Annotated in this window: 22 protein-coding genes and 1 tRNA gene; 16 read left to right on the forward strand and 7 right to left on the reverse strand. The window is 67.8% G+C overall.

Annotation, left to right across the window (positions count from 1 at the left end):
* Positions 1–221 precede the first annotated feature (221 nt).
* On the forward strand, positions 222–1,976 hold the full coding sequence (gene ggt, locus Ssi02_RS06640; protein ID WP_204022179.1) for a gamma-glutamyltransferase: 1,755 nt from the start codon (positions 222–224) through the stop codon (positions 1,974–1,976).
* On the opposite strand, the gene Ssi02_RS06645 is transcribed toward ggt, so the two are convergent.
* A complete protein-coding gene (locus Ssi02_RS06645; protein WP_204022181.1) occupies positions 1,966–3,423 on the reverse strand; it encodes a flavin-containing monooxygenase in 1,458 nt (485 codons plus the stop codon). The two genes, ggt and Ssi02_RS06645, sit on opposite strands and share 11 nt — an antisense overlap.
* 214 nt (positions 3,424–3,637) lie before the next feature.
* On the opposite strand from Ssi02_RS06645, the gene Ssi02_RS06650 reads away from it, so the two are divergent.
* The 3 genes from Ssi02_RS06650 to Ssi02_RS06660 all read left to right on the forward strand — a co-directional run bounded on the left by Ssi02_RS06650 (position 3,638) and on the right by Ssi02_RS06660 (position 5,074).
* Entirely contained in the window at positions 3,638–3,808 is a 171-nt protein-coding gene (locus Ssi02_RS06650) for a hypothetical protein (protein ID WP_204022183.1), read from the forward strand.
* A 93-nt stretch (positions 3,809–3,901) separates the two neighbouring features.
* Positions 3,902–4,720: an SURF1 family protein gene (locus Ssi02_RS06655; protein WP_204022186.1), complete on the forward strand. Its 819-nt coding sequence runs from the start codon at positions 3,902–3,904 to the stop codon at positions 4,718–4,720.
* Between the two features lie 33 nt (positions 4,721–4,753).
* Positions 4,754–5,074 (forward strand): DUF3817 domain-containing protein, encoded by a 321-nt coding sequence (locus tag Ssi02_RS06660; protein ID WP_239128654.1) that lies wholly within the window; start codon positions 4,754–4,756, stop codon positions 5,072–5,074.
* Between the two features lie 68 nt (positions 5,075–5,142).
* On the opposite strand, the gene Ssi02_RS06665 is transcribed toward Ssi02_RS06660, so the two are convergent.
* A complete protein-coding gene (locus Ssi02_RS06665) occupies positions 5,143–5,337 on the reverse strand; it encodes a tail-anchor membrane protein (protein ID WP_204022188.1) in 195 nt (64 codons plus the stop codon).
* Positions 5,338–5,664: 327 nt separating this feature from the next.
* Here Ssi02_RS06665 and Ssi02_RS06670 point away from each other — a divergent pair, with 327 nt between their 5' ends.
* The gene (locus tag Ssi02_RS06670) at positions 5,665–6,873 is read left to right on the forward strand and encodes a hypothetical protein (protein ID WP_204022192.1); all 1,209 of its coding nucleotides are present in this window, start codon (positions 5,665–5,667) and stop codon (positions 6,871–6,873) included.
* 155 nt (positions 6,874–7,028) lie between these two features.
* Here Ssi02_RS06670 and Ssi02_RS06675 read toward each other — a convergent pair whose 3' ends face one another.
* Complete coding sequence (locus tag Ssi02_RS06675; RefSeq protein WP_204022195.1) at positions 7,029–7,760, reverse strand: CRISPR-associated endoribonuclease Cas6; 732 nt, start codon at positions 7,758–7,760, stop codon at positions 7,029–7,031.
* A 128-nt stretch (positions 7,761–7,888) separates the two neighbouring features.
* On the opposite strand from Ssi02_RS06675, the gene Ssi02_RS06680 reads away from it, so the two are divergent.
* The 7 genes from Ssi02_RS06680 (at position 7,889) to Ssi02_RS06710 (ending at position 19,694) form a co-directional block, all read left to right on the forward strand.
* A complete protein-coding gene (locus Ssi02_RS06680) occupies positions 7,889–8,959 on the forward strand; it encodes a hypothetical protein (RefSeq protein ID WP_204022197.1) in 1,071 nt (356 codons plus the stop codon).
* A gap of 47 nt (positions 8,960–9,006) precedes the next feature.
* Positions 9,007–10,590: a Cas10/Cmr2 second palm domain-containing protein gene (locus tag Ssi02_RS06685; protein WP_204022199.1), complete on the forward strand. Its 1,584-nt coding sequence runs from the start codon at positions 9,007–9,009 to the stop codon at positions 10,588–10,590.
* 11 nt (positions 10,591–10,601) lie between these two features.
* Entirely contained in the window at positions 10,602–12,902 is a 2,301-nt protein-coding gene (locus tag Ssi02_RS06690) for an RAMP superfamily CRISPR-associated protein (protein WP_204022201.1), read from the forward strand.
* A complete protein-coding gene (locus Ssi02_RS06695; RefSeq protein WP_204022203.1) occupies positions 12,899–14,509 on the forward strand; it encodes an RAMP superfamily CRISPR-associated protein in 1,611 nt (536 codons plus the stop codon). Before Ssi02_RS06690 ends, Ssi02_RS06695 begins: the two co-directional genes overlap by 4 nt.
* On the forward strand, positions 14,510–15,058 hold the full coding sequence (csx19, locus tag Ssi02_RS06700; protein WP_204022205.1) for a type III-D CRISPR-associated protein Csx19: 549 nt from the start codon (positions 14,510–14,512) through the stop codon (positions 15,056–15,058).
* On the forward strand, positions 15,058–17,310 hold the full coding sequence (locus Ssi02_RS06705) for a TIGR03986 family type III CRISPR-associated RAMP protein (RefSeq protein ID WP_204022208.1): 2,253 nt from the start codon (positions 15,058–15,060) through the stop codon (positions 17,308–17,310). Before csx19 ends, Ssi02_RS06705 begins: the two co-directional genes overlap by 1 nt.
* Positions 17,311–17,414: 104 nt before the next feature.
* Entirely contained in the window at positions 17,415–19,694 is a 2,280-nt protein-coding gene (locus Ssi02_RS06710; protein ID WP_204022212.1) for a hypothetical protein, read from the forward strand.
* Positions 19,695–19,991: 297 nt separating this feature from the next.
* Here the strand turns inward: Ssi02_RS06710 and Ssi02_RS06715 are convergent, their stop codons facing one another.
* A complete protein-coding gene (locus tag Ssi02_RS06715; RefSeq protein ID WP_204022215.1) occupies positions 19,992–20,597 on the reverse strand; it encodes a hypothetical protein in 606 nt (201 codons plus the stop codon).
* Positions 20,598–20,882: 285 nt separating this feature from the next.
* Positions 20,883–21,440 (reverse strand): TetR/AcrR family transcriptional regulator, encoded by a 558-nt coding sequence (locus Ssi02_RS06720; RefSeq protein ID WP_204022218.1) that lies wholly within the window; start codon positions 21,438–21,440, stop codon positions 20,883–20,885.
* A 71-nt stretch (positions 21,441–21,511) separates the two neighbouring features.
* Between Ssi02_RS06720 and Ssi02_RS06725 the strand changes: the two genes are divergently transcribed.
* The gene (locus tag Ssi02_RS06725; RefSeq protein WP_204022221.1) at positions 21,512–22,234 is read left to right on the forward strand and encodes an alpha/beta fold hydrolase; all 723 of its coding nucleotides are present in this window, start codon (positions 21,512–21,514) and stop codon (positions 22,232–22,234) included.
* On the opposite strand, the gene Ssi02_RS06730 is transcribed toward Ssi02_RS06725, so the two are convergent.
* Positions 22,212–22,826 carry a LysE family translocator gene (locus Ssi02_RS06730; protein ID WP_204022224.1) on the reverse strand — a complete coding sequence of 205 codons (615 nt, stop codon included), beginning with the start codon at positions 22,824–22,826 and terminating at the stop codon, positions 22,212–22,214. The genes Ssi02_RS06725 and Ssi02_RS06730 overlap by 23 nt on opposite strands.
* Positions 22,827–22,909: 83 nt before the next feature.
* Positions 22,910–23,278 (reverse strand): response regulator transcription factor, encoded by a 369-nt coding sequence (locus tag Ssi02_RS06735; protein WP_204022517.1) that lies wholly within the window; start codon positions 23,276–23,278, stop codon positions 22,910–22,912.
* A 135-nt stretch (positions 23,279–23,413) separates the two neighbouring features.
* On the opposite strand from Ssi02_RS06735, the gene Ssi02_RS06740 reads away from it, so the two are divergent.
* The 3 genes from Ssi02_RS06740 to Ssi02_RS06750 all read left to right on the forward strand — a co-directional run bounded on the left by Ssi02_RS06740 (position 23,414) and on the right by Ssi02_RS06750 (position 26,357).
* Positions 23,414–23,488 (forward strand) — tRNA-Arg (locus Ssi02_RS06740).
* Positions 23,489–24,000: 512 nt separating this feature from the next.
* Complete coding sequence (locus Ssi02_RS06745; RefSeq protein WP_204022227.1) at positions 24,001–25,989, forward strand: hypothetical protein; 1,989 nt, start codon at positions 24,001–24,003, stop codon at positions 25,987–25,989.
* Positions 25,986–26,357 carry a hypothetical protein gene (locus Ssi02_RS06750; RefSeq protein WP_204022230.1) on the forward strand — a complete coding sequence of 124 codons (372 nt, stop codon included), beginning with the start codon at positions 25,986–25,988 and terminating at the stop codon, positions 26,355–26,357. Before Ssi02_RS06745 ends, Ssi02_RS06750 begins: the two co-directional genes overlap by 4 nt.
* Positions 26,358–26,380: the final 23 nt, after the last annotated feature.

Here is a 26,380-nt window from a genome sequence, read left to right on the forward strand (position 1 = left end):
TCCCCCGGACATCCGCACAGCGTCACGTAAGCATACGACTGCGGAGCGTAACCGACGACGGGCGGTTTCAGCGAGGCGGGCCCGGGGAACCGCCGCTCCAATCTGCCGGCGGGTCGCCCCAGGCGCATGATCTTGCAAAGTCACGTGAAAAAATCTCACTCCATCGGTCATCCTGGTCTAGTTGATCGACAATCTTGATGCCGCCGAGTGAGAGGACCGAGATGAGCATCCGCGTTCTCGCCGCGTCCGCCTCGACCGCCCTGCTCGCCCTCTCCCTGCTCGCCCCGCCAGCCCACTCGCGTGATCCCGCTCCCCCTGTGAAGGTCCCCGTCGCGACCGGACACGGCGGAGCCGTCTCCACCGTCGACCTCGACGCCAGCAAGGTCGCCCTCTCCGTGCTGCGCGAGGGCGGCAACGCCGTCGACGCCGCGGTCGCCGCCGCCGCTGCCCTGGGCGTCACCGAGCCCTATTCCGCTGGTCTCGCGGGCGGCGGCTTCCTCGTCTACTACGACGCCAAGCGCCGCAAGGTGTTCACGATCGACGGCCGCGAGACCGCGCCGCGCGCCATGACCGCCTCCTCCCTCGAAGGCATACCGTTCAACGAGGCCGTCACCAGCGGCCTGTCGGCGGGAGTGCCGGGCAGCGTGGCGCAATGGGATCTCGCGTTGCGCAGGCACGGCACGATCAGCCTGCGCCGGGCATTGGAGCCCGCCGCGCGGCTCGCGGACGAGGGGTTCACCGTCGACACCACCTTCCACGCCCAGACCTCCGCCAACGCCGCCCGCTTCAAGGACATCTCCTCGACCGCCGCCCTCTACCTCCCCGGCGGCGCGCCGCCGCCCGTCGGCTCGACCTTCCGCAACCCCGACCTCGCCCGGACCTACCGCGAGCTCGCGAGACGCGGCCCAAGCTGGTTGTACGGCGGGAGCCTCGGCAGCGAGATCGTGCGCACGGTGAAGAGCCCCCCGGTCGTGCCCGGCTCCACTCGCGTGGTGCGCCCGGGGCTCATGGAGCTCTCCGACCTGTCCTCCTACCGCGCCTTGAGGCGGCCCGCCGTCAAGACGTCTTACCAGGGGCTCGACGTCTACGGCATGGCGCCGCCCTCCTCCGGCGGCTCCACGGTCGGCGAGGCACTCAACATCCTGCAGGTGCTTCCGAGCGTCGGCCTCCACCAATACCTTGAGGCCTCACGCCTGGCCTTCGCCGACCGCAACCGCTACATCGGCGATCCGGCGTCGGTCGAGGTGCCCCTCGCCGAGCTGCTGTCGGACGGTTTCGCCAAGGAGCGTGCCTGCCTGATCGGCGACCGCGCCATGCCCCACCCGGCGGCCCCCGGCTCACCCGACGGGTCCTACACCCCCTGCCCCACAGGGCCTCCGGCAGGCAAGGGGACGAGTGAGGCGCCCGAGGGCCCGGAGACCACCCACCTCGTGGTGGCCGACCGGCACGGCAACGTGGTCGCCTACACCAACACCATCGAGTCGACCGGCGGCAACGCCATCGTGGTGCCCGGCCGCGGTTTCCTGCTCAACAACGAGCTGACCGACTTCACCTTCGGTCCCGCCCCCGGCGATCCCAACCTGCCCGGTCCCGGCAAACGCCCTCGTTCATCGATGTCCCCCACGATCGTGCTCAAGGACGGCAAACCCCTGCTCGCGGTCGGATCGCCCGGAGGCGCGACGATCATCACGACCGTGCTGCAGATCCTCGTCAACCGCCTCGACTTCGGCATGGCCCTGCCCGAGGCCCTGGCCGCGCCTCGGGCCAGCCAGCGCAACACCCCGGCCACCCAGGCCGAGCAGGGCTTCATCGACCGCTACGGCGCCGAGCTCACCGCCAAGGGCCACACCTTCACCCTCACCCCCGAGATCGGGGCGGCCACCGCCCTGGAGTTCCTCGGCGGGGGCAAGGTCCAGGCGGTCGCCGAGCCCACCCGCCGCGGGGGCGGCTCGGCCCTGGTGGTGATCAGTAAATGAGCTCGTAGGCCGAAGGTTTCACCTTGCGCGTGCGCACCCAGTATTCGAAGGAGAAACCCGGCCACAAGGCGCGGTTCACTCCCTCGCCGTCGACATACCAGCTTGTGCAGCCGCCCTCGCTCCACACCCGCCGGCGCAGCCGCCGCTGCAACCACGTGTTGTAGGCGCGCTGCGCCTCGGGCCGCACGGCCAGCGCCTTGGCCTTGGTGGCCGCCAGCAGGCGCAGGCAGCTCATGATGTAGGCCACCTGCGCCTCGATCATGAAGACCACCGAGTTGTGGCCGAGCCCGGTGTTGGGCCCGAGGAGGATGAACAGGTTGGGGAATCCCGCGGTGGTCACGCCCAGATAGGCTTCCGGGCCGCCCTTCCAGGCGTCCTGGATGCGGGTGCCGCCGCGGCCGACGACCCTGGGCACCGCGAGGCCCCCGGTCACATGGAAGCCCGTGGCGTACACGATCGCGTCGACCTCGTGCTCACGCGCGGTCGCGTCGACCACCCCGCGCTCGCCGATCTCGGTGACGTCGTCGGTGACCAGCTCGACGTTGTCGCGCTGGAGCGCGGGATAGTAGTCGTCGGCGATCAGCACGCGTTTGCAGCCGATCGTGTAGTCCGGGGTGAGCTTGGCGCGCAGTGCCGGATCGGCGACCTGGCGCTCAAGATGGTTGCCCGCCATGTCGGTGAGCCTGCGCATCAAGCGGGGATGCACCGTGAAGCCCAGCCCCCTGCCCTCCATCACCCAATAGGCCGCGTGGCGGAGCGCCCGCGGCGAGGCGGACAACCACGAAAGCCGCTCGGGGAGCAACCTGTCGGGCTTGGGGATGATCCATGGGGGAGTGCGCTGAAACACCGTGAGCGACGCGGCCCGCCGGGCGACGCGCGGCACGAACTGTACGGCGGAGGCCCCGGTGCCGATCACCGCCACACGGCGTCCCGCCAGGTCGACCGAGTGATCCCAGCGGGCCGAGTGGAAGGCGGCGCCCTGGAAACGTGCCCTTCCCGGGATTTTGGGGATCTTCGGCACGTGCAGTGCCCCGGCCCCGCTGATCACCGCCTTCGACGTGATCGTTTCGCCGGAGGCCAGGATCACCTGCCAGGTGTGGCCGGCGTCGTCGTATTGGAGGCCGGTGACCTCGGTGTTGAACCGCAGGTGGGGGATCAGGTCGTGTTTCTTCACACAGGTGCGGAGGTAGTCCCAGATCTCCTCTTGCGGGGAGAACATGCGGGACCAGTGGGGATTGAGGTCGAAGGAGAACGAGTAAAGCGGGGACGGCACGTCGCAGGCGCATCCCGGATAGGTGTTGTCCCTCCAGGTGCCGCCGACCTCGGCGGCCTTCTCCAAGATGACGAAGTCGTGAAAGCCGGCTTCCTTGAGTTTGATCGCCATGCCCAGCCCGGAGAACCCCGAGCCGATGATCGTGATCGCCGGGCTTGACGCGCGAGCTGCCATGACGCCTCCTCTCGGGGGTGGGGATTCCAAGGTTAAGGGTTTCCCGGTAGCGGGGATTCCGGGCCTGAAGGAGGTTCGGCCCCGGGATTCCGCTCAGTCTCGAATCCCGCAGGACCACGTCGAATCACCGTGATTGATACTGAGTGCCGCAGATCAGGCCTAAAGTCCCCTAAATCTGTGCCAGACCGTCACCCCTCTTGGCTACAGTCATCACATGTCTGAACAGCAGATCGATCCAGCGGGCAACACCCAGGCATTCCGTGCGTTCGCCCAGCGCGACGAGCAGGAAGCCGCGCCGCAGAAGAAGTCCTACACCCTTCCCATCGTCGGGGTCGTCCTCGGCGTGGTCATCCTCGCCCTTGCGGTCTACCTCTTGGTCCGTTAATCCCTATTCCCGCGAAGAACACGAGCAAGAGGCGGGGACGGTTCCGGCAGGGGTGTGGACGGGACCGGCGGCATGTGCGGATAGCGTGGTGGAATGCTGCGCACGCTGCTCTCTCCCCGCCTGGCAGGGCTTCACGTCCTGCTGGTGGTCGCGTTGGTCGCCACGTGGCTGCTCGGCAGGTGGCAGCTCGGCGTGTTCGAGGAGTCGAGCCGTCCTCTGGCCACAGGTGACCCGCAGCCCGTCGCGGTGGCGGATCTGACCCGCCAGGGCGCGCAGATCCAGGCCGAGGTGGTGGGCCGGCTCGTGACGGCCGAGGGCACCTTCGACGCCGCGCGGCAGTTGCTGGTCGTCAACCGGGAGCCCGATGTCGCGGCACCCGGAGGCGCGGTGTCCCAGGGCAAGGGCGCCTGGGTGCTGGCGCCGCTCACGCTTCCCGACGGCACCGCGATCCCGGTGGTGCGCGGCTGGGTGAAGGACACGGCCTCGCCGGCCCCTGCCGTACCCCAGGGGAAGGTCACGGTCACCGGGCGGCTCCAGCCCTCGCAGCCGGTCAGCAGTGTGCAGCGGCGCGGGGAGGCGCTGAGCGCCGGTCAGGTCATGACGGTCTCGACGCCCGAGTTGATCAACTTGTGGCAGGGGGCCAGGCTTCGGGACGGGTTCGTCGTGTCGACGGAGTCCGCCGCGGCGCTCACGCCGGTCAAGGCGTCGCCGCCGCAGACTGAAGCGGTGCTGACGTGGCGTAACCTCGCATATGCCGCCCAGTGGTGGATTTTCGGGCTTTTCGCCCTGTTCATGTGGTTCCACTTCGTGCGCGACGCCATACGCTCTGATCGGGCCGCGAAAGACGGCTCGCCGGGGCCGGGCGAGGGCGGTGGTGTGCCGCTTGACCAAGCTGCTGCCCCCATATCGTGATATGTCCCGCAACGACACTCAGATGACAGGTGCATGACCGTGGAATCCGCCCTCAAGCCCTTCCGGGTGCTCGCATATATCGTCGGTGTCATGCTGCTGCTGCTCGTCGGCGGCATGGTGCTCAAGTATGGCTTCGACACCCCCGAGCCGGGCACGATCATCTCCCCGATCCACGGATTCCTCTACGTGGTCTACCTCGTCGCGGCCCTCAACCTCGGCCTCAAGGCCCGCTGGACCTGGCCCTACACCCTCGGGGTGCTCCTCGCCGGCACGGTGCCGCTGCTGTCGTTCGTCATGGAGCGCAAGGTCACCCAGCGCGTGCAGGAGCAGATCGCCACCGCGCAGGCGGCCTGACGGCCCGGCGCGAGCCATTCACGAACGAGTGCCGGGCGGCCCTCCGCCCGGCATCGGTCGTGACGCCTCTAGCGGCCGATCCCTCTCCGGCGGATCCGGCGCAACCGCTGCCGCTGCGACTCGTCGAGCATGAAGTAGGCGACCGCGGGTGCGCCGAGCACGCCGAGGATAAGCAGCCAGGTGACCAGCCAGGGGATGGGGAGCAGCATGAACACCACGGAGGCGATCCCCGCGCCCACGTAGTATTTTCCGAGCGGCGACATGGCCTCGTGCCTTTCGTCAGGCGGATGGTCCGCCTCCCATTCTCCGTTGCCCCGTCAACGAACGCGCAGTCCGTGTCGGTTCCGATAAGGTCTTGATGTCCTTGAACGGGTGGTTGAGGGAGAGACGCCTGTGCCGCACGAGGCGCGAGGGACTTCGATCCCCGTTCCGGTCCCCCGTCCGGTGCGCGGGGCCGGAGCCGCTGAACATGTTGGTTGAGATCGACTTCGTGGCCTCCACGGTCCGATGAGACGATGATCCGGGGCCGGTGGGCCCGGGAAGTCCGCAATGGGAGCCCCTGACGCTCCCGAAGGTGAAGGGCGACGGCTGTGGACAGTTCGGTATACGTCTTCGTCGAAGATGTGCGCGGCGAGGGACTGGACAAGGTGCTCGACCGGCTGTCCGGTTATGACGTCCAATCCGTGACCGTGGCCGCCGCATACCACCGTGCCCGCGACGTCACCCCGCACGGACTGACCCGCGTCACCCGCCGAGTCGACGGCGTGCACTTCGAACCTCCCGCCGACCTGTTCGAGGACCTCCGCCTCACGCCCCCCGTGCAGCCCGGCGTCGCCGACGAGCCGATCACCGCGCTGCGCCGCGCCACCGCCGAGCGCGGCATGAAGCTCCACGGGTGGACGGTCTTCCTCCACAACTCCACCATCGGCCTCGCCCACCCCGACGTCACTGTGCGCAACTGCTTCGGCGACCGCGGCTCACCCGGCGACCTCTGCCCCGCCCACCCCGATGTACGGCTTTACGCCGTCGCCTTGGCCAGGGCCGTGGCCCGCCAGGGCGTGGACAGCGTCGTGGCCGAGGCACTGCACTTCGGCACGTTCGGGCATGGCTACCACCACGAGCGGTGCTTCGTCGGGCTTGGGCCCATGGACTCGTTCCTGCTGGGGCTGTGCTTCTGCGACTTCTGCATGCGCCGCGCCACCGACCTCGGGGTCAACGCCGAGGTCGCCCGCGAGGAGTGTGTGCGCATCGTCGGAGCCGTGCTCGACGGCGACCGCCCCTCCCAGGGCGAGGTCACCCGGGCCGCCCTGACCGCCTACGCCGGGCCCGACGTCGTCGCCTACGCCCGGGCCCGCTCCGAGACCGTCACCTCGCTCGTGGCCGACGTCTCGGCCGCCGTGGCCGCCGAGGGCTCCAAACTTGTCTACATGGACGCCACCGGCGCCTGCAAGGGCTACTCCGACGGCCTCCCCTCGCCCGGCCTCGCCGCCCACGACTCCTGGCAGCTCGGCGTCGACCTCGTGGCGCTCGGCGACATCGTGCCGTCGTTCGCCGTGCTCGCCTACGCTCGCGACCCCGCCCGGATCGGCGACGACGTCGGGGCCTACCTGAGGTCCGTGGGCAACGAGCGTGAGGTCCGGGTCGTGCTGCGGCCCGGCCTGCCGGACAACGACACCGCCGAGCGCCTCGGCGCCAAGGTCCGCGCCCTGCGGGCCGCCGGGGCCGACGCGGTGGACTTCTACGCTTACGGGCTCGTGCCGTACCCGGTGCTGGAGCGCATCCCGGTCGCCCTGGGATGACGCGCGGGCCCCCGGTGGTGCCGGGGGTCCCCTTCGCGTCTATCGACCGGTCTTGGCAAGACAGCCGTCATGGGGAGGGGTGACGACACACCCTTTCGGCGTCGCGGGAGGCGCCTGGTCGGTCCACTCCACGCGGAGCTTCGGACACTGTTCGTTCAAGTGGTGACCCAGCCGAAGCCGGCCGAGTTCGCCTGGCCGAGGCCCCAGCTCCAGATGGCCTGAAGGGTTTCCGGGGGGCCGGTGAGGGCGATTTCGATGGGAGCCCCCGGTTTCGATCCGCGTCCGCCGACGACGAACGTGCGCCGCGAGCCGATCCAGGAAATGGCGGTGAGCGACACCTCCGGGTCGAGGCCCAGCGTTTCCGCCTTGCGCCGCAGATTGCGCTGGAGGAAGACCGGGAACTCGCGGTCGGCCGGCATCAGCCACGCCTGGCGGGTGGTCCGTACGCCCTCCTCGGTGAGGCCGGTGCCTTTCATCACCACGGGGGTGGCCGTGCGGAAACGCCCCCTGCCCGACGCGAAGGAGGGCGGCTCCACGATGTGCGTGTTCAGAACGCGGAAGGCGGCTCCGCCCCAGTCGATGAGTTCCCGCTGTTTGACGCCGTGGGCCAGCACCGCCACGACCTCGAAAAGCGGGCTGCCCAGCTCGACCGTGCCGCGGCCGCCCACGGCGTAGGCGCCTCGCCGCCGCTGGGCTTTGCGAAACACCGGGGCACCGTGGCCGAGCGGGACCATTCCGTAGGGGCCCGCGCCCTCGCCGTGGAAACGCCTGCCGATATCGGGGGCGTTGCGTGCCAGCAGGTCGTACATAAGTGATCGGCCGGGGGCCAGAACCTGCGCCCACGGTAGTTCGGTCGCAGCCGTTGCAAGGTCGATCCTGAGCCGCATCGTTCTCCTCCGACGTATCCGCTCTCACCCACCACAGATGGACAACAGGTATTTGCGCCGGTCAGCCGGTCGGCCGAGCAGTTGTCCATCTGTAGTAATCGGCGGGTCGGCCAGGAGAGAGGCGGCACATGAGACGGGCATCGCGCATGGGGAATTGGGGAGAAGGGTGGTTCGTGGTCGCGTTCGCGGGAGTGGCGGCCGCGATCGCGGCGGGCACGGTGCCGGATGTGATCAAGGGATGGCTGGGGGAGGACCGGCTGCTGCTCACCGGGTTGTGTGTGATCGCCGCATCGATGTTCGCCACCGTCAATCTCTGGCAGCAGCGCACCAAAGGTGTGGGGATCGTGGTGACGCTTCCCACCTCGGATGGGATGCGCCCGTGGAGCACGCAATGGACACGCGCGGCCGTCGACCACGCGCGGCGAGAGCACGACTCGTGCTTCGCGGTACAACCCGAGCGGTCGCCGCTTACCGATCGCAGAGGGTTGCTGCTGTTCACCCATGAACTCGTGTCCGCGCGATTGGCGGAGTTGTCCGAGGCCGATCCGGCGACCCCCGTGTCGCTCTACATCAACGCGAAACTGTCCGACGCCTTCGACCTCGGCGCGATGTTCAAGTTCGACGTGCGGCGGGAATTGCGCGGCGTCGGAGCCGGCCCCGAGGCGGCGCGGGCCGCCGATCCGGTGCTGCCGCAACGGTCCGAACGGCTTCACGAGGATTTCTTTCCCGCCATCCGCGTCAGCGGCCGTCTCAAAGAGCCGTTGAGCAAGGCGGAGGCGGAACGCGCGGCGGCATTGGCCACGGTGGTCGAGGACCCGGCCGAATTCGAGGCCGCCCCGGACGGACGGGCGGTCGCGATCGTCGTGCACCTGTCGGACAACCCGGTGATGGTGGGGCAGGCGTTGCGCGCCGCGAGCCGTGGCTGTGGGGACAGCTCGGGCGACTGGCAGCGTTGCCGGGCGGCGCTGGTCGTGGACGGGCGGCAGTCCAATCTGCCGGAAAGCGCGGCGGATTTCGAACTCGTCGTCCGGCACGTGTATTCGGCCTGGCGGGCGTGGTCGGCGGCGCGGCCGCGGTATGCGGAGCTCACTCCGAGGTTGTTCGTGGCGGCTCCGGCCAGCGTGGCATTTGCGCTGGGCTGGCTGCTCGGGCACGTGGTGCGGGTGGTGGCGGCGCCGTATGAGACCGAGCCCGGCTGAACCCGCCCAATGAACAGTGTGAACGAGGTATCGAACAGGAGAGTCGTGTGTACGTCGTAGTGGTGAGCACGGCAGGCAATCAGCGCTACATATTCTCATCGGGCAAACGTCAGGAGATCGTCGGCGCGTCCCACCTGATCACCGAGGTGAACGACAAGTGGGCCTTCGAGGCGCTGCATCGGGCGTTTGAAGGTTTCCGGCCGGACTGGAGACTGCCGGAGGCCCCCTGCGAACTTTTGGTCAACGCGGCGGGCGGTGTCACCGTCCTGGTGGGGCACGCCTACCGGGCGGAGGCCAGGAGGTTCGTGACGGAGCTGACCACGTGGGCGCTGCGCCGCGCGCCGGGGCTGGACGTCGCCGGTGTGGTGCACGAGTGCCCGGAGGGCGAACTCGCCACAGGGCTGGCCGGTGCCAATGCCAGGCTTGCGGCATTACGCGCGGAACTGCCGGGGCCGCAGTCGCGGTTCCTTCGGCTGCCGCTGGTCGAGGACTGCGCGTCCAGCGGTCTGCCGGCGGCCACCTTGGTCAGGGAAGGCGAGGAGAGACTGCGGCCGAGGTCGGCGGTGAGCAAGGCGAAACTCGACGCCTATTCGGGGGCGCTCGCCCGATTGGCCAAGGAGGCCGGGACAGGACCGGCCGCGATGAGGAAACTGGTGGAGCGGCTCGGGCTGGAAGCCGACTGGGTCGGCGTGGTGCATGCCGACGGAAACGCGATCGGTGAGGTCGTCAGAACACTGGGCGAAGAGGCCGGCTGTCATCCGGCGCCGGTTCCCCGCCTTTCCGACGGAGAACTCGCCGCGCGGCGGAGGAGATTCTCCGAGGCGCTGAAAGGCTGCGCCCAGCGCGCTTTTCAGGCGGCGCACAGGTGCGTCGTCGAGAGGCTGGGGCTCTGCCCCGACGACCCCCATGTGCTGCCGCTCGTGCTCGGCGGAGACGATATGACGGCAGTGTGCGAGGGCCGGGTCGTGCTTCCCTTCACCCGCGCCTACCTGGAAAAGTTCGAAGAGGCGACCGCCGAGGACCCTGTCATCGCCGACGTGCTCCAAAGGCTTGGCCGCACTTTCCTCAGCGCCGGCGCCGGGGTGGCCGTCGTGAAACGCAACTACCCTTTCCACTTCGCCTACGACCTGGCCGAGGAACTCGCCCGGCACGAGGCCAAGAGCGTGAAGCGGCACGGGTCCGCGCTGGCGTTCTCGGTGCTCTATGAGAGTTCGGCGCCCGACCTTCAGCGCATCAGGGCGTCGACGGGGGCCGTGCGCTCGGTGTCGCCCTATGCCGTGGGCCGGCATGCGAACGGCGACTGGGCCTCAGGCCGGCGTTTCAGTGATCTGGTGGAGCAGGTCAAGGCATTGGTCGAGCGAAGTGAGAGATCGGGGGAGCTGCTTTTGCCGCGCACCGCCGTCCACGATCTGCGCGAGGGAATCTGCCTGGGAAACGACGTGGCGAACGCCAGGCTCGCCCTCATGCGGCGCCGCTATGAACGCGATGCGAAACGCACGGCGGCGCTCAACACCTTGGCGGGTGGCCGGGAAAGGCTGCCGCAACTCGGCGCCTCCTCGGTGACGGTGACGGCATTGCTCGACGCGATGACGGCATTGCCGTTCCTCCCCGAAGGCGAAGGAGCACAGTGAACGATCCCACCATGAACGAGCCGGGAACCTTCGCGATCTCGCTGCTGATGATCAATGACTGGCGCATCGGCACGGGAACGGGCATTCACGGTTACGTCGACAGGCTTGTCCAACGTGACACGGCGAACGGCTCCGGCACCCAGACCGCCCCCATCGTGCCCGCCAAGACCCTGGTCGGCATATGGCGGGATTCGTGTGAGCTCGCCGCCCATGCCCTCGACAGCGGCCCCGTCGGCGTCTGGCACGACTGGGTCACCTACCTGTTCGGCGATCAATACAAGTCCGTGGACGGACGGGCGCTCCGCCCGGCGGCCCTCGCGCTCGACGGTCCGCTACGCCTTCCCGGCAGACTCCCCGATCTCCTGAGCCGCACCCCGCAGGTGGCATGGGCCACCAGTTTCCGCAAACCAGGTGTCGCCCTCGACCCCGATACAGGTACGGCGAAGCCCGACATGCTGCGCTTCGAGGAGATGGCCCGAGCCGGAGTGACATTGTGTGGGTCGGGGCGCGTTGAGGGTTTCGGCGCACTTGACGCCGAGCGCAGGCAGGTCGCGTATGCCCTGCTGGGAGCAGGTGCACAACTCGTGGAGCGCATCGGTGGCAAACGCCGCCGAGGCGCGGGCCGATGCAGCATGACCCTGGCAGGGGAAGGGCTCGGCCCCGAATACACTTTGCCGGTGATCGGCGAGGTGCCCGGCCCACCGTCGGCTTCGCCGTACCCCGTGGCGCCACACCACGTGCCGGTCCTCGACGGGGTGAGCACGGGGTGGGAATGCGTCGAACTCGTGCTGACCGTGCGGCAACCGGTCATGACCGCCGCGACCGTGCGGGGCAACGTGGTGGAGGGTGCGAACCATATCCCGGGTTGGTGTCTGATGCCGGAAGTGGCCAGGCGGCTCGGTGGGGCGGCGCACGCACTGGTGCGTTCGGGTGGGCTCGTGGTGACATCGGCTACTCCGGAGTCCACGACCGGCAAACGCACGCTTCCCGTGCCGAGGGTGTTCAGCCACGACAAGGACGACAAACACCGGGCAGTCCAGAACACCATGGTGCAGCCGGAAAAGCCCCATAACACCAAACCCTGCCGCGAAGGGTTCATCTGCCCAGACGGCGGGCCGGACATTGTCATCCCCGGCACCACCACCCTGCGCATGCACAACACCGTGAGAGACGACGTACAGCGGCCAACCCGAGATGTCGGCGGTGTCTACATCTACCGGGCGCTCGACGCCGGCACGGTGCTCCGTACCGAGGTGCGACTGCGCGCCGGCAGGCTGGCGGCGGGGTGGGAGAGGAAGCTGGCCGGCCGATGGCGGGTCGGCAGGTCGTCCAAAGACGATTACGGCCAGATCGACGTGGAGGTTCGCCCTGTCTCCGGCGCATCCACCCCTATCGGCCCGGCCGGCGATGGGGTGTTACGCGTGTGGCTCCTGTCCGACCTGCTCATCCGCGACGAACGGCTGCGCCCCAGCACCGCCCCCGCCGACGTGGCCCGCGCACTGCACACAGCCCTAATCAAAGCGGGCGCGAGCCACAACCTCCGGCTGACCCCCGACATCAGCGCCCTTGGTGGCAACCGCACGGAAAGCTGGCACCGCGGATGGAACCTCCCCCGTCCCACCTTGTACGGCATGGCCGCCGGAAGCTGCCTCACCTTCCGTGTGACCAAGGGCACCCTCACCCCCGCGGCCCTGGCCGAGGTGCGCAAGGCCGGAGTGGGTGACCGCAGGGCAGAGGGGTTCGGACAGGTGGAGTTCGACCATCCCCTCCTGCTCAACCCCATCACCACCTCATCTGCCCGCGCCACCCGGAAACCCATCGAAAAGCACACCCCTGCTCTCATCACCCCGGACGAGGAGGGGCACACGGACGCGCGCGTGTTCGAGCGGGCCGCCTGGCGCACCGAGATCCACCGCGCCTGCGAGAGCATCGCCGGCGATCCCCGGCGACGTCAGGACGTCATTCCTCCCGCGGTGGGTTCCTCACAGCTCAACACATTGAGTGAGATCACCCGAGATCTCACCCCGGGACGGGCCGAAAGCTTCCTCACCTGGCTCACCCGTCCCAAGGCAGGACGCCCCGACTGGCCGAAGAACGCGGTCACCTCACTCCGCAACCTCCTCCTCGGCCCCCACCGCGTCTGGGAACTGCTCGCCCTGCCGGAAAGGGAACTCGTCGTCACCGGTGACGGCATTGAGGCACTCCGCACCGAACTACGCGCTGAAGCGGTGCGTGTCCTGGTCGACACCTGCCTGACCGCACACACGCGTGCCGTCGCCGCCGCCCACGCGGACGAAAGGAACGCAGGATGACCAAACGCGTAGGCCGCCCGCTCACCACCAGGGTGCGCGCCCGCGGCTGGTTGCGCACCGAGTCGCCGTTGCACGTCGGCGGGCTCGGCGGCGGTCCCGCCACGTCGCTTCCCATCGCCCTCGACGGCCTCGGCCGCCTCCACGTCCCGGGGACCAGCCTGGCCGGGGCCCTGCGCTCCTGGTCGCGCGGCACCAAGGACACCCCCGAGCAGGACGACCTCTGGGGCTCCTCACCACCCGAACGGAAATCGGAATACGGCGTTCCGGAGACCGAGCGAGACCACGCCAGCCGCGTCATCGTCGCCGACGCCCTCATCACCCTCGAACCGCGACTCGATGCCCGAGGCATGCCTGAGAGCCCGCTGCCGCCCGGCATGCTGGAGTTCCGCCCCTCCGTCGGCATCGACCGCGTCACCGGCGTGGCCGCCCAGGAATTCCTGTACGGCAGAGCCGTCGTCCCCGCCGGCCACTATGTACGGCTGGAAATCGACATCGAATCCGACCGCGACGAAAAGACCGACGAGCTGCGCATGACGGCGCTCCTCGACGCGTTGAGCGCCGGGGACATCCGCCTGGGAGCGGCCACAAGCAAAGGCTTCGGCTCGGTGCGTCTGCTCGACGACCCCTTCGAACTGCTGGTCGAGAGATTCGACTCGCCCGAAGGGCTGCTCGCGGTTCTGCGCGGAGATCCCGGCCGCCGCAGGGAAAGGCGGCGAGCGGCCGGAGGAAACCCGTTCCCGCATAGGCGGGAAATCCTGGACGTGCGCATCGAATGGCATCCGTCGGCCCCCGTGATGGTGCGGTCGGGCCGGACCGGGCTCACCGTCGACGCGCTTCCCCTCACCACCCGGGTCGACCAGCACCACCTCACCCTGGTGCTGCCCGGCAGCTCCATCAAAGGCACACTGCGTTCGCACGCCGAATTCATCGAACGCACCGCACGTGGCGCCGACGCACCCACCCCGTCCGCGGGCACGCCCGCCGCCCACAGTGCGGCGTTCAGGGCCCAACTCGACCAGTTGCCCGCCGTCCGCGCGCTGTTCGGCGCGGCAGGAGATCAGGGTGACGATCAGCCCGCGTCCCGCATCGGAGCACTGCTGGCCGAGGAGTGCACGGCTCTGGTCACCGTTCCAAACGAGTTGTGGGCGGCGGTCGACGACGTGCAAAACCTTCAGCCTCAAGGAGAACGCCCGGCCGGCCTGCCCGACGATGTCCGCGATCGATTGGAGGACCTCGGCATGGCCAAGGCCGATCACGTGGCTCTCGACCGGTGGACCGGCGGTTCCGCCGACGGGCGGCTGTACAGCGTGCTCGAACCCCACGCGGTCGGGTGGGAACCCATCCGGCTCAGTGTCGACCTCACAAGACTCGGCGGCCAACGCGATATCGGCCTGGCCCTGTTGCTGCTCACGTTGCGCGACCTCGCCGCCGGTCGTATCCCCCTCGGCGGTGGCACCAACCGCGGCTTCGGCGACATCGCCGTCGCGGACATCACCTTGAGCGGCGGCGACTGGAAAGAGCCGGCTTCTCTCACCCGGGTGTTCGCCGCGCCCGAACTCACCGGCCTGCAACACGCCTGGTCCGAATACCTGGCGCGGGAGATCTGAATGACCGTCCTTTACAGCCTCGCCGCGCGTGGCGTGAGCCTGCCGCAGCTCGTCGAGTCGGAAGTGCCGGACGGCGCCTGCGCCCTGCTCACCGCGCCGTCGGCCTATCACGTGGCGACCGTGCGGAACGGTGAATGCGTCACTCCCATAGGCCCCGTGGACCTCACCCCGGTTTATGAGGCTCGCTTCTTCACACCCGATCGGGAGGTGCGATGGGTCGAATCGGGGTCGGCCGTGCTGCTCACCGAGGAAGAGCGGGCCCCGACCCCGATCTTCGACCGGCCTCTTCCCGCCCTCGAGGCCGTCCAGACTATCGACGGCACTTATCTGATCTGGGGCTCGGTCGGCGTTCACACCGCCGGATGGGCGTCCCTGCGCTCCAATCGCACCGCCGATCCGGCCCTGCCCATGGCACACGCCGCCAAAGGCGATCGTGTCGAGTTGCGAGCCAAGGAATACGTCGTCGTGGATCCCGAACACGGAAGTGCCTACGTCGCCGAGGAACGCCTCGTCGGATTCGCCCCCCACCGCGCGAACGGAGCCGCATGATGCACGAGTTCCTGAACCCCTACACCTTCATCCCCGCCTTCCCCCGGCGCCCGGGCACCCTTCCCCCGGATCTCGCCGACGGCCCGCCGCCCTCGCGCGACCGCCTGCGCCCGGACTGCTGGACCGGCACCATCGGCGTCACGCTCACCGTCGAAACGCCGCTGCTTCTCGTCGACACCGCACGTGCCGCCCCGCCGAGCCGCTGCGAGGACGGGCACTTCGTCTATCCGGTGCGGCTGCGCGACGGAAAACCGCATCTGCCGGCCACCTCGGTCAAAGGCATGTTGCGGGCCGCCTACGAAGCCGTCACCAACTCAAGGTTCGGCGTCTTCGAACCGCACGACGAGCCCTTCGGTTTCCGGCGCTCGGCGGACTTCGCGTTGAGACTGGTCCCGGTCATGGTGACGTCCACCAAGAAGATCCTCAAATTCGAGGTGGCCGGCGTGAAGATGTACGACAAGAAGACCGGACGCGACATCTCCGCCGAGGAATGGGGGTGGACACCGGCGCACAGGGATCGGGTGCAGGCCCGGATCAGGGAGAAGGTCTCCCGGCGGTACGGCAAGGAGATCAGAACGGCGCGGGTCATCGGCATCCTCCCCAAGGACTCGACGGAGAGGTTCGTCAAAGAGCACGGCGAACTGATCGTGAGCGGCGCCATGTGCGTCACCGGTCCCACGATCGAAGGGAAGACCACCGAGCGCCTGTTCTACGCCAGGCCCGGCTCGCCGCCCCCCGAACTCCGCACGGCCAAGCCGTGGGAGACGCTCGAAGCGGAATGGGATCTGCTCATCCGCAACTACCGGGACGCGCACACCGACGACGAACTCCTCAACAGGAAAGGCGCCGACGGACTTCCCGCGGGCCCGGGTGAACGCATCGGCGACGGGCCTGGCCGGCTCGCGTGGAGCCCCCACCTGCACGACCAGGACCGCATGAGACTCACGGGCGGCACACTCTGCTTCGCGTCACTGAACGACCGCGACGAGGTCGTGCGCCTCTACCCGGTGCTCGTCCCGCGTGACCTCTACGACGTCACCCCCGCCTCGCTGCTGGGCGACACCCTCGCCCCCGCCCCGAGCTACGACAGACTCTCCCCGGCCGACCGGGTCTTCGGCTGGGTCGCCCCTCATGCCTCCGGCAGGCGGCCCTCCGGCTACCGCGGACGCCTGAGCGTCGGTCCCGTGAGATGCGTCACCGACGCGGCTCATGCCGTACACCGTTTCGACGGGGACGGGCTGGCGCTCGCCATTCTCGGGCAGCCGAAACCTCAGCAGGGGCGTTTCTACGTTTCGGAAAGCGCCGAGCGGCCCGAGCGGCCGGTTCCGGACGGCACGGGAAAGGAAGCCCTTTATCGAGCGGGGCGCGGACTGCGCGGGCGTAAGGCCTATTGGCACCACGCAGGACTGGACCCAGTCGACCATTGGCGCATCCCCTCGCAGGGCGATCCCGCGCAGCTCATGGCCGGTGGGCGTTATCGCGAATATGTGCGCTCCCGGGCCGTGCCCGAGGGGGAGGAGAACAACCCCCGGATCGTCGGCGGCGGCCGGCGCTACTTCACCACCGCGGCCGACCAGCGCGACAATCAAAACCGTTCGATCGGCGGCTGGGTGAACCCCGGCACCGAGTTCTCGTTCACCGTCGACGTGCGCGACCTCGACGACCACGAACTCGGGGCGCTCGTCTGGCTGCTCAGCCTGCCGGAGGGGCATTTCCATCGCCTGGGGCTCGGCCGGCCACTCGGATTCGGGAGTGTGCGGCTGAGCATCGACCACGCGGCCACGCGACTCCATTCGGGACGGCAGTACGCCGCCTTTTACAGCGCTCTTTCCGGCGTTCTTCCCGACGAGGATTGTGCGGCGGTGGCGGCCGGCGCCCTGGCCGTCTTCAACCGGCGGGTCGACGGCATTCCCGCTCTGGTGAAGGTGCGCGACGCCCTGCTCGCCGTCGCCCGCGGCAATCCCGATCTGCCCGTTCACTATCCGCGCACCCGCGATGTACGGCTGAGCCCTGCCGTGACCGTCGCGCCGCCGGACCCGAGGGGCAGAAACTTCGAATGGTTCAGCGAGAACGAGAGGCTGGAAAAGGGGAGAGTCGCGCCGGGGCGAGGGCGTGCGCTTCCTGCGGCGGACGCCAAGGACCCGCTGACCGCCTATCCGGCCAAGGGCGGAAACGGACAGTGGGGGAACACGCGTCGATCGTCTGACGGCGGTGGTGGTAAATCAGGCCGGCCCTCCCACCGGCCGCGGTGAAGACAGGACCATTGTGCCGCGGCGTTCGTCGTCTCCCCGGGCGGGCCGGCGGTGTGAGTTAGCCTCATTCCGCATGTGGCCGCGGTCTGGCTGGAGGTAAGTGCTTGAGTGCGAGCGAAGGCGCCGTCCTTGTGCACGCGATCGGCGGAGGCGACCTGGGGGTTCCGGGGGCGGCCACTCTCAGCGGGATCACACCCGATTACGAGGGCCTCCCCGGAGCCGAGGGCAAAACCCGGCGTCCGCTCCGTAAAGTCTTCGAAGGGCTGGCGGAGGCCGGCATTCCCCTCTCCGGTGTCGTTTTCCTTGGCACCACCACCCCGCTCGCCGCCGGTTCCACACTCGCCGTTCACGCCGCTCGCATGCGCCGGCGGCTCACCTCGGAAAGCGGGTTGTGCGGATCGCGATTTCCTCCGGCGGCGGTGCACGTCGTGGAGATCGGCGAACCCGGCATGCGCTCCACCGCCGACGCCTTGGCGGTCTGGATCGAAACTCACGATCCCGGGGAGGTTCTCGTCACGACGGGGTCGGGTGCCCTTTCCCTCAGCACCGGTGCCGTGTGTGCCGTTCTTGGGGCCCGTCTTCCCGTGCGTGTTCTGCACATCGACCGTCCGCGTGAGCCGTACTCGCTGCAGAGACCGCGTGACAAGACGGCGCACTTGGACGCGTGGCTGGTGCGCCACAGGTTCTGGGACGCGCTCGGCGAGCTCGACGAGGAGAACCGAGGTCTCTGGCGGCTCCTCGCCGAACGCCAAGCGGGATTGACCACCAAGGCCACGGCGCTCGCCGGTGCCGAGGCGGCGGCCGAATGGCGCGAGCGATACGGCGTGACGAAGGGAAACTTAGGGAAGTTCCGAGACCGCACGGCCACTCTGCAAGCCGCCCTGTTCGAACGGCTTGGACGGGGGGAAGCCGCCGATTACGGAACCCTTCGCGCGTGGTATGCCGACACCCTCGACAAACTCAGCGCGCGAGAGGAGCTTTCCCCCAATACCAAGGCGGTGGTCACACGGCTCGTCTCCGACCTGCGCAGCCGTGCCGGCGGCAAAGGCGATCTCACCGGCCTGCTGCGTATGGCCATGCGCGATCTCAGAGGCGATATCACCAGCGACTGCGCCGCAATGATCAAGGATGCGGAACTCACCGACCTCTATGGCCGGGCCGCCACTCATCAGGCCCATCTGTGGCCCGCTCCGCTCGCCCCGGGCCACCTTTCCCCGACACTCACAGCCGCCGCCGACCGGTGGGAAAGCAAAGACGACCAAGGCGTCAAACTCATTCAGCGCACCGGCAGGGTGAGCTGGCCCGTGCTGGGCAGCGGCGACATTCTCGCCCTGCTCGCCGTCGGCATCGGAGATCCCGCCCGCGACGGCGACGACCTGCGGGCCATTCACACCGTCCTCACGGAATCAAGGCTCCGCCAAAAGGGCCTCCTGCGGCGGGGCGAGGTCCGGCTGAGGCTGCTCGCGAGCCCGGAGGCCACCTTGCGGGCTCACCGTCTCGCCCGCGCCGCCCAGCGGTGGGAGGCCGACATCAGGGTCGTCGACGACGTCAGGGGCGATCTCCACGAAGTTCGCGATGTCGTGGTGAACGCGCTTGCCGCCGAGGCCGCCCCGACCGGCCGCGGGGGTTCTGGCAGTCTGCGCGACGTCGACGAGGTGGTGCTGGTCCTGAATCCAGGACCGCCCATGACGAACTACGGCATGGTGGCGGCCGGTGTCGAGTGGTCGCTCCAGGCGGCCTGCCCACTGTGGCTGACCGAACTGGGCCGCGCCGGCCCCGACCGGATCGAGCTGCGCAGCGGCAAACCCGTGCTCGCGCGCCTCGGCCTGGACCACATGCTCGCTCAGCTCGCCGCGGGTGCGGTGCGCCGCCTGGATCTCCGTACGGCGCAGCGGCTCGTGGACCGAGGTTCCGACGCCTTGCGTGCGGTTCTGCCGGACTTGCAGATCTTGGAGCGATATCTGTTCGCCGCATGGGTCGATGTCCGTGATTGGAGTGAAAATCACGATAAGGGGGCAAGGAGGCGTTTATCGCTTATTGCCAAGGTTTGTGGGGAGCTTCCGGTTCCAGCGGCGTATCTCGCGGTGGAATCGCTACGCCCCGGCCTGTTCACGTGGCGGAGATGGGAGGAGAAACGTATTGAATGCCCGGCCTTGAAGGAGCTCGCGACGCTGGCGAACGGGTCACTTCAAGGCCACGCGCTCGACCGGCGGAGCCGCGGAGCACGTGGCCCCCGGCATCAGCCCAACGTGCGTGACGTGCTGATCGACGCCATAAAGGAACTCGGCGGCCCGCGCCCGGAAGACGACGATCTGGTGCGACGCCACCAATCGCTCCTGCGATCTCTGGACAGGATTTTTCACGGTCCGGTTGACGGCCGCTGACGGCGGATGCCAATCTAATTCCGTTCAACGGCTGTTGCCCGCGAGCTTGAGCGCCTGAATGCGCTCCCATTGAGGGCCTCGACGACGAGGCCGATGCACTTGAGCCCGCACTTAATCGGTGCGTGCTTCTGTCATGCCCTTGGAGTGGCCTCGATGGTGAAGCTCGGCGATGTGGCCGATGCCGCATTTGACTTTCAGACCTATTTCACGGTGGTCGCCCCCACTCTCCGCGACCTTGCGGGCAGGCGCCTGCGCCGTGCCCGCCACGGCGGCGGTATATGCCGCGATGTCGACGGCTCACGGTGGTGCGACGACTGCGAGGAAAACGTGCACGACATTTTGTTCGACGGCTATACCCGCGTGTGTGAGACGTTGAGCGGGGTGCCGCGCCGCACCAGGGGCGGCGAGGAGATACGAGAGTTGCGCGTCGCCGCCGAATGGCTCACCGGCCTCCACGGAGACCTGGCCGTCCACGGCGCCGGGCAACTCCGCAGCGGCCCGAAGCGCGATGAGATTCCCGGTGTGCGGGCCGCCCGCGCCCAGCTCGTCCACTATCTTCTGCGCCATCTCGAAGCCTGCGTCCGCCGCGACCAGGTCACCCGCCGCGGCGCTTATCTCAAACCCGACCGCGACCTCAAAAAGAACGCCTGGGCGGCCCCTCTCCGCGCCGACCCGGCCGTTCTCGACCTCCTCCTCAACGCCGTCGCCCGCCTCCGCCACGGCGCCGGCGACCCCTACGACCTGCCTGGCGACCTCCTCGACCGGCACGGTCTGGACAGACCGGCCGCCCGCCACCTCCTGCGCGGTGCCCTCGACCGGCTCCGGACGCTCAATGCCAAGTTCTACGGGGCCAACATCGCCGCGTTCACGGAGAATTGGGAGCCGTACTCCGAACCCCTTCATCAAGGCCCCGAGGAACGCTTTCTGGCGAGGGAGGAAACGCGGCACGCACGCGCCGAGGTGACCCGCCTCCTGGCCCATTCGGCACGTGAGGAGTCCGGTTCGTATCGGGAACTGCTCACCCGTCTATGCGCCAAACACCCGCCCTCGGGGCCTGAACTCGTCGTCTGGACCGGCGAGAGATTCGCCCTCACGGCCGAGGACGCCGAACGTCTGATCCGCGACGCGATTCGTGTGGCAGCCCGCGCCGGCCTCGACTGGGTCGCCCGGCGGGCGGCCGCCCCGATTTCACCGGCTGCCGATTCCCCCGAGCACCGTGCCCACCACCTCGGCGGCGAAATCCGCCTCCAACGGCAGCCCGCGAAAGACCACCCGCATCCACACGGCCCCCGCCAGCAGATCCACAACGGCCATGGGGTCGACCCCGTCGGCCAGCTCCCCGCGGATGAGGGCACGTTCGAAGACGACCGCCTCTCTGGCGAGGCGGTCCGCGAAGAACCGTTGCGTGCCCGCGGCCAGTTCAGGACTTCCGACGGCCGCCCCCAGCGCGGCAACCGCCACATCAGCGGCAGGGGAAACCGTGAGAAGCTCGCTCACCCCCAACACCAGCGCCTCCAGATCCCCGCGCAGGGAACCCGTGTCGGGAATCGCGAACTCCAGCGATTCGGCACCCACCAAAGCGTCGCCGAGAAGCGCGGCCTTGGACGGCCACCATCGATAAATGGTCGTCTTGTTGACCCCCGACCGCTCGGCCACCCCTTCGACGGTCAGGCCGTCGTATCCGCGCTCCGCGACCATCGCCAAGGTCGCCGCGAAGATCTCCTGCTGCCTGCGTGCACCAGCCATGTCCCCACTATATTGCAACGCAACGGTGCGTTGTGTTTTGCTGAAGGCCCTTGCGTAAGAGGAGGGTTTCCATGGCACTACCCATCGTTCTCATTCACGGCATCCGGGTCAGCCACACCATGTGGCACCCCACCCGGGCACACCTCACAGACCACCCCACAGCAGCCCCCGACCTCCCCGGACACGGCACACGCCGCGGCGAGCCGTTCACCATGCGGGCCGCCACCGACGCCGTCGCCGCCGCCATCGACCACCTGGGCGGGCGTGCTCTTGTCGCCGGCCTGTCTCTCGGCGGCTACGTCGCACTCGCCGCCGCTCAGCGTCACCCGGAGCAGGTGGCCGGCGTGGTCGCGATGGGCTGCACGGCTGTGCCGTACGGGATAGGGCTCAAGATTTACGATTTCCTCGGCAGGGCCGCCCGGCACCACCCCGAGACGGCGAACTCCCTCAGTGCATATGCGTTGAGGCGTGTCCTCCCCGGTGAAGCCGGGGAGGCCATGGTGGAAGGGGGCCTTGCCTGTGAGGTGATGGCGGAAACCGTGGCGGCAGTCGCCGCTTCCGACCCGCTCAGGGCGGTCGCCTCCTACCCTGGGCCGGTCTGGCTGGTCAACGGATCACGTGACCCGTTCCGCGCCGATGAACGACGCTTCCTGACCGCCTGCCGCCACGGTCGTCTTCTTCTCCTACCCCGCACCGGGCACTTGGCCGCACTTAACGACCCCCGTGCCCTGGCCCACCTGTTCGGCGACCTGGCTTCCGCCACGTCATCCCTCAGACCGGTCGCCGCCCCGTGAACGCCATCACCACTCCAAGCCCGAGGTACACCGCCCCGCTGAACCACCGCAGCCCCCGCGCCCAGCGCCGCAGCCACCCGCTCAACGCCCCAGCGGCCACGGCGTAAACCACATCCGTCGCCATCCCCACCAGCATCAGCAACAGCCCGAACACCACAACCTGCCCTGCCACCGGCCCAACCGCCGGAACCACGAACTGCGGGAGGAACGCCAGAAAGAACAGCACGGTCTTGGGATTCAACACATTGACCAGCAGCCCCTCCGCGAAGACCCGCCACAATGGCTGAACCACCACAGCCTGCTCATGAGGCTGATCGCCCGCCAGGAGCGTGCGGACCCCCAGATAGGCGAGGTATGCCACCCCCGCCCACTTCAACACCGCGAACAGGGTGGCCGACTGCGCGATCACATATGACACCCCGGCAGCGGCTGCCGCGATGTGGACGACGGTCCCGATCGCGATCCCCATCGCCGACACGATCCCCGCCGTCCGCCCCTGGGTCACCCCCCGAGTAACGATATAGAGGTGGTTAGGGCCAGGTATGGCCACAACTACCAGCGAAGTAAGGACAAACGCCGTCAAGGTGGGCATGGGGATCACGCTTCATGACGCTACGATCTCCACGCCACCGTGCGTCAGTGCCATTTCCGCCCCAACAAAGCAGACCAATCCGCCTAGTTGCTCCGCTCGGAGACGGCCAGATCCCGCACCACCTGGATCAACTCGGCCGGATCAAACGGCTTCGTAAGATATGCGTCAACCCCGATGCCGAGCCCCCGCCGCCGATCGTCCCCCTGTGCCCGTGCCGTGATCAGCACGACTCTGATGTGCTTGGTGTCCTCATCCGTGCGCAACCGCGACGCCGTCACCCAGCCGTCAAGCCGGGGCATCATCACGTCCAACGTCACCACGTCGGGCATGACATCGAGCACCCGATCCAGACAGTCCTGCCCATCGGTGGCCGTCTCCACCTGGAAGCCCTCAAGCGTCAGATTGACCGCGATGAGCTGCCTGATCACCTCGTCGTCGTCGACCACGAGCACTTTCCCCAGAACCTCAGTCACGGCCGTGAGGTTAACCCCTCCAACCCCCACCACGCGCGGTTTTCCCACGATGGATCAAGACCGCCAACGAGGTCACGACCGCCCCCGAAGTACTGGTAGCCTTGTCTCGTTGCAGCCCCCTTAGCTCAGGGGATAGAGCACCGGCCTCCGGAGCCGGGAGCGCAAGTTCGAATCTTGCAGGGGGCACCAGATCCCGACCAGCGACTTAGCGCCGCTGATCAGGGCAAACAGCATATGAACGGGCGGGTCTCCAGTCTCACGGAGTCCCGCCCGTTCTCGTTGACGCTCGCTGGTTGTGGACCAGTCGTGGACCAGTCTCACAGGGAAACAGCTTCCATCTGGTAGTCGTCCTGCTCCGGATGGCCAACCAGGCAATTGGGACGTAGCCGACGCGCACGGCAATTGGCTTTGTGTTGACCGTCTCTAGAGGTACTCTTTGCTTTGTGACGTGGGGACACGCGTCACCCCGCACGCTCTCTTGAGGCGCCGACCTCGGTGGGAGTGACGGCACGGTCCGGATGGTGCTAGAGCACTGAGACCACGCTGACGGGGTGTAGATCGTGTTCCCGGCGCTCCCAGTAATGCGGGCCAGATCCGCAAAGCAGGGAAGCGAGGGCTGGTTCGGCGTCTCCGGCTCCCGCGTGATGTTGGCCGCGGGAGAGGGCCTCTCGCGGTACAGGGAGCCCAACAGGAGGCAGCCCGTGGCATCGACTACCACCGCCCATCAGATTTTCACCTCTGGGCAAGCAGAGCTGACCAAGCCCATTCGCCCGATCCGCGACCTGCCTGATCCCTCAGCGCACAAGGAGCTCCGGGCAGGGCTCAAGAAGCATGGTCTTAGCGACCGTGCTGCCGGGGCAATCGCGTACATCTGGACTGATCCGGCTGCGATATTGGCCCAATTGGACAACCCGCAAATCCGTCGCATCCCTGGCGCCTACCTGAAGTCGGTGATCGGGCCGGCATACACAGCCCGCCTCGCACCCGATCCCAGTAACCCCCGCAACGCCGATCGGGTGCAGTTCGCCCTGGCTGAAGTTAACGGTCCGCCTGCCGCATTGTTGAGAGCGACCGAGATCGGCGTCGGGGAGATGGGCATCCAGGCTGTGAGCCGTACGGCTCTGCTGGAACAGCTCGAATGGGCGATCGAGACGACCCGCGAGCGGACCACTCCGCGTCCCAGTATCGAGAAGCAGGGGATCATGGATCCCCCCATTGGAGTAGCGACAACCGTCTACTATGAAGATCCGGACGTCTCCCCGACCACCCATATCTTTGTGCGCGAAGGATCGACCCGGATTAGTCACGGACTGTACTACCTGGGGGTAGACGCCGAAGCTATTCTGTTCGGCCTTCCGCGCGGGGCGAGCCCCATGCAGAGCCACATCGCGCAAATCAATGGGTATACCCAAAAGGCAGCCGATGAGATTCTGCCAAGCGAAGAAGCCGCCGTACGGTGCGCGGTTACCGAATTCGAGCTGATCATCGGCGTTGTGCCCGACACCCTCGGCACAGTGGACCTTGCACAGGCGATCAAGGCCCGCGTCGCGCAGGATCACCTTAACCCGAAGGCCAAGTGGAGTGACGAATCTAAGCACACCTCGCTTGCCGAAGAGTGCCTCATCGCCGCTCGTTCCGCAGGGGTTATCCCAACAGACCAGGAGTTGGACTGGCTGAGTGGTCGGCTGACTCGCTCGCAGGCAGCAGCACGAAAGATCAATGCTCACAGTGATGACCGTGCCGCCCGCATTATCAACCTCTTCACTACCAACGAGCCGAAAACGCGCAATGCCGTCCGCGAGCCCATCGCGCTCGTGTTGACGGAGGAGGAAGGATCACGGCGGCGCCGCGTCACTAGCAACGCCAAGCTTCCGCTGGCCATCGAGCTGATTAGCAGAGAACTCAACGGCGCTGTACCGGAGACCAAGCTGGGAGACTTCCGCAAGACGCTCAAGGAGGCATTGCCTCCAGACTTGAGTACCCGGAACTGGGCCCCCAGCAATCGATCTCCTGAAGAGATGTTCAAAGCGGCCACCCAGGAGCTGGTAGAGGGGGAGACCGGCGGGCCTAGCGGCACAGAACTAGTCGTACGTGCGGCTTATGTGCTCGCCAAGTATGGGATGATCCGCAATCCTCGGCACGACAGAGGCGAGGAAAATGACCGTCGTCCTGCGCATGAAGTAATCGGTGCCCTCCTGGAAACTGACACTGGGCTGATGCACCTGCGCCAGGCACTGGAGGACGACCGCAACGGGCTCCGGCCGCGTCAGGTAGATGCGCAGGGACAACCGCGCCCCATGGTTGGCGGCGGCGATGTGCTGATCGACAACAAATTGCTTCGTACCAAGCTCGCACCGAAAAACGGGGCTCCGCAGCAGCCGGTGCCGCCTGGCGATGAAGCCCGTCGGCAGTACAAGTTCGCCATCCGGACCATCAAGGCCAAGCTCCGCGACATATCTGACGACATGCGGTACCTGGAGACAATCGAAGAGGACGGGATCCCTCTGGTCGAGAGGGAAGGGCGTGCAGATGCCCGCCTCCTGCGTGACACCCTGCGCAACATGGCAGACAAGGCCGAAGGCTGGTGGGAAGCGGCCATGGATGCCGGGGCGATCCCTCGGACGGATACGACGGATACGGACGGGGATGCGACTTCTGCTGAGGCTGTCCTGGAGGAGGAGTCCGGATGAAGCGGGGGACTTACCTCGCTCTGGCGGAACTCTGCGGTCGGCACCTGCTGGGGAAGATGCCCGAGCCGGTGCCCCCGCAGCCGGAGTTCATGCCGGAGGTGTCCTGTGCGGTTTACGCTGTAGCAGATCAACACGGCAATATCTGCTACGTCGGCTCGGTCTGCCGACCTGGTGATCTCAGGGGCTTGGCCAACCATGTCAGCGAGTACTTGCACACGCTGGAGAAGGTGAGGATCTGGGATCAGGTCTACATCTTCCCACTGAGAGCAGATACCTCAGAAACCGACGTACGCAGCCTTGGCGGCGAGATCGCGGGATGGTTACTGCCCTATGACCGTGAGAGATGGCCCGTCGTTGTGAGTCCGTAGCACCGCAGTACGGTCGGCCCCCG

The organism is Sinosporangium siamense, assembly GCF_016863435.1.
GTDB lineage: Bacteria > Actinomycetota > Actinomycetes > Streptosporangiales > Streptosporangiaceae > Sinosporangium > Sinosporangium siamense.

Excerpts from the sequence above, each read along its gene's own strand:
- ggt (WP_204022179.1), top strand. The coding sequence starts at position 222 with ATGAGCATCCGCGTTCTCGCCGCGTCCGCCTCGACCGCCCTGCTCGCC.
- Ssi02_RS06645 (WP_204022181.1), bottom strand. The coding sequence starts at position 3,423 with ATGGCAGCTCGCGCGTCAAGCCCGGCGATCACGATCATCGGCTCGGGG.
- Ssi02_RS06650 (WP_204022183.1), top strand. The coding sequence starts at position 3,638 with ATGTCTGAACAGCAGATCGATCCAGCGGGCAACACCCAGGCATTCCGT.
- Ssi02_RS06655 (WP_204022186.1), top strand. The coding sequence starts at position 3,902 with ATGCTGCGCACGCTGCTCTCTCCCCGCCTGGCAGGGCTTCACGTCCTG.
- Ssi02_RS06660 (WP_239128654.1), top strand. The coding sequence starts at position 4,754 with ATGACCGTGGAATCCGCCCTCAAGCCCTTCCGGGTGCTCGCATATATC.
- Ssi02_RS06665 (WP_204022188.1), bottom strand. The coding sequence starts at position 5,337 with ATGTCGCCGCTCGGAAAATACTACGTGGGCGCGGGGATCGCCTCCGTG.
- Ssi02_RS06675 (WP_204022195.1), bottom strand. The coding sequence starts at position 7,760 with ATGCGGCTCAGGATCGACCTTGCAACGGCTGCGACCGAACTACCGTGG.
- Ssi02_RS06680 (WP_204022197.1), top strand. The coding sequence starts at position 7,889 with ATGAGACGGGCATCGCGCATGGGGAATTGGGGAGAAGGGTGGTTCGTG.
- Ssi02_RS06690 (WP_204022201.1), top strand. The coding sequence starts at position 10,602 with ATGAACGAGCCGGGAACCTTCGCGATCTCGCTGCTGATGATCAATGAC.
- Ssi02_RS06695 (WP_204022203.1), top strand. The coding sequence starts at position 12,899 with ATGACCAAACGCGTAGGCCGCCCGCTCACCACCAGGGTGCGCGCCCGC.
- csx19 (WP_204022205.1), top strand. The coding sequence starts at position 14,510 with ATGACCGTCCTTTACAGCCTCGCCGCGCGTGGCGTGAGCCTGCCGCAG.
- Ssi02_RS06705 (WP_204022208.1), top strand. The coding sequence starts at position 15,058 with ATGCACGAGTTCCTGAACCCCTACACCTTCATCCCCGCCTTCCCCCGG.
- Ssi02_RS06715 (WP_204022215.1), bottom strand. The coding sequence starts at position 20,597 with ATGAAGGGGTTCGGAGTACGGCTCCCAATTCTCCGTGAACGCGGCGAT.
- Ssi02_RS06720 (WP_204022218.1), bottom strand. The coding sequence starts at position 21,440 with ATGGCTGGTGCACGCAGGCAGCAGGAGATCTTCGCGGCGACCTTGGCG.
- Ssi02_RS06725 (WP_204022221.1), top strand. The coding sequence starts at position 21,512 with ATGGCACTACCCATCGTTCTCATTCACGGCATCCGGGTCAGCCACACC.
- Ssi02_RS06730 (WP_204022224.1), bottom strand. The coding sequence starts at position 22,826 with ATGCCCACCTTGACGGCGTTTGTCCTTACTTCGCTGGTAGTTGTGGCC.
- Ssi02_RS06750 (WP_204022230.1), top strand. The coding sequence starts at position 25,986 with ATGAAGCGGGGGACTTACCTCGCTCTGGCGGAACTCTGCGGTCGGCAC.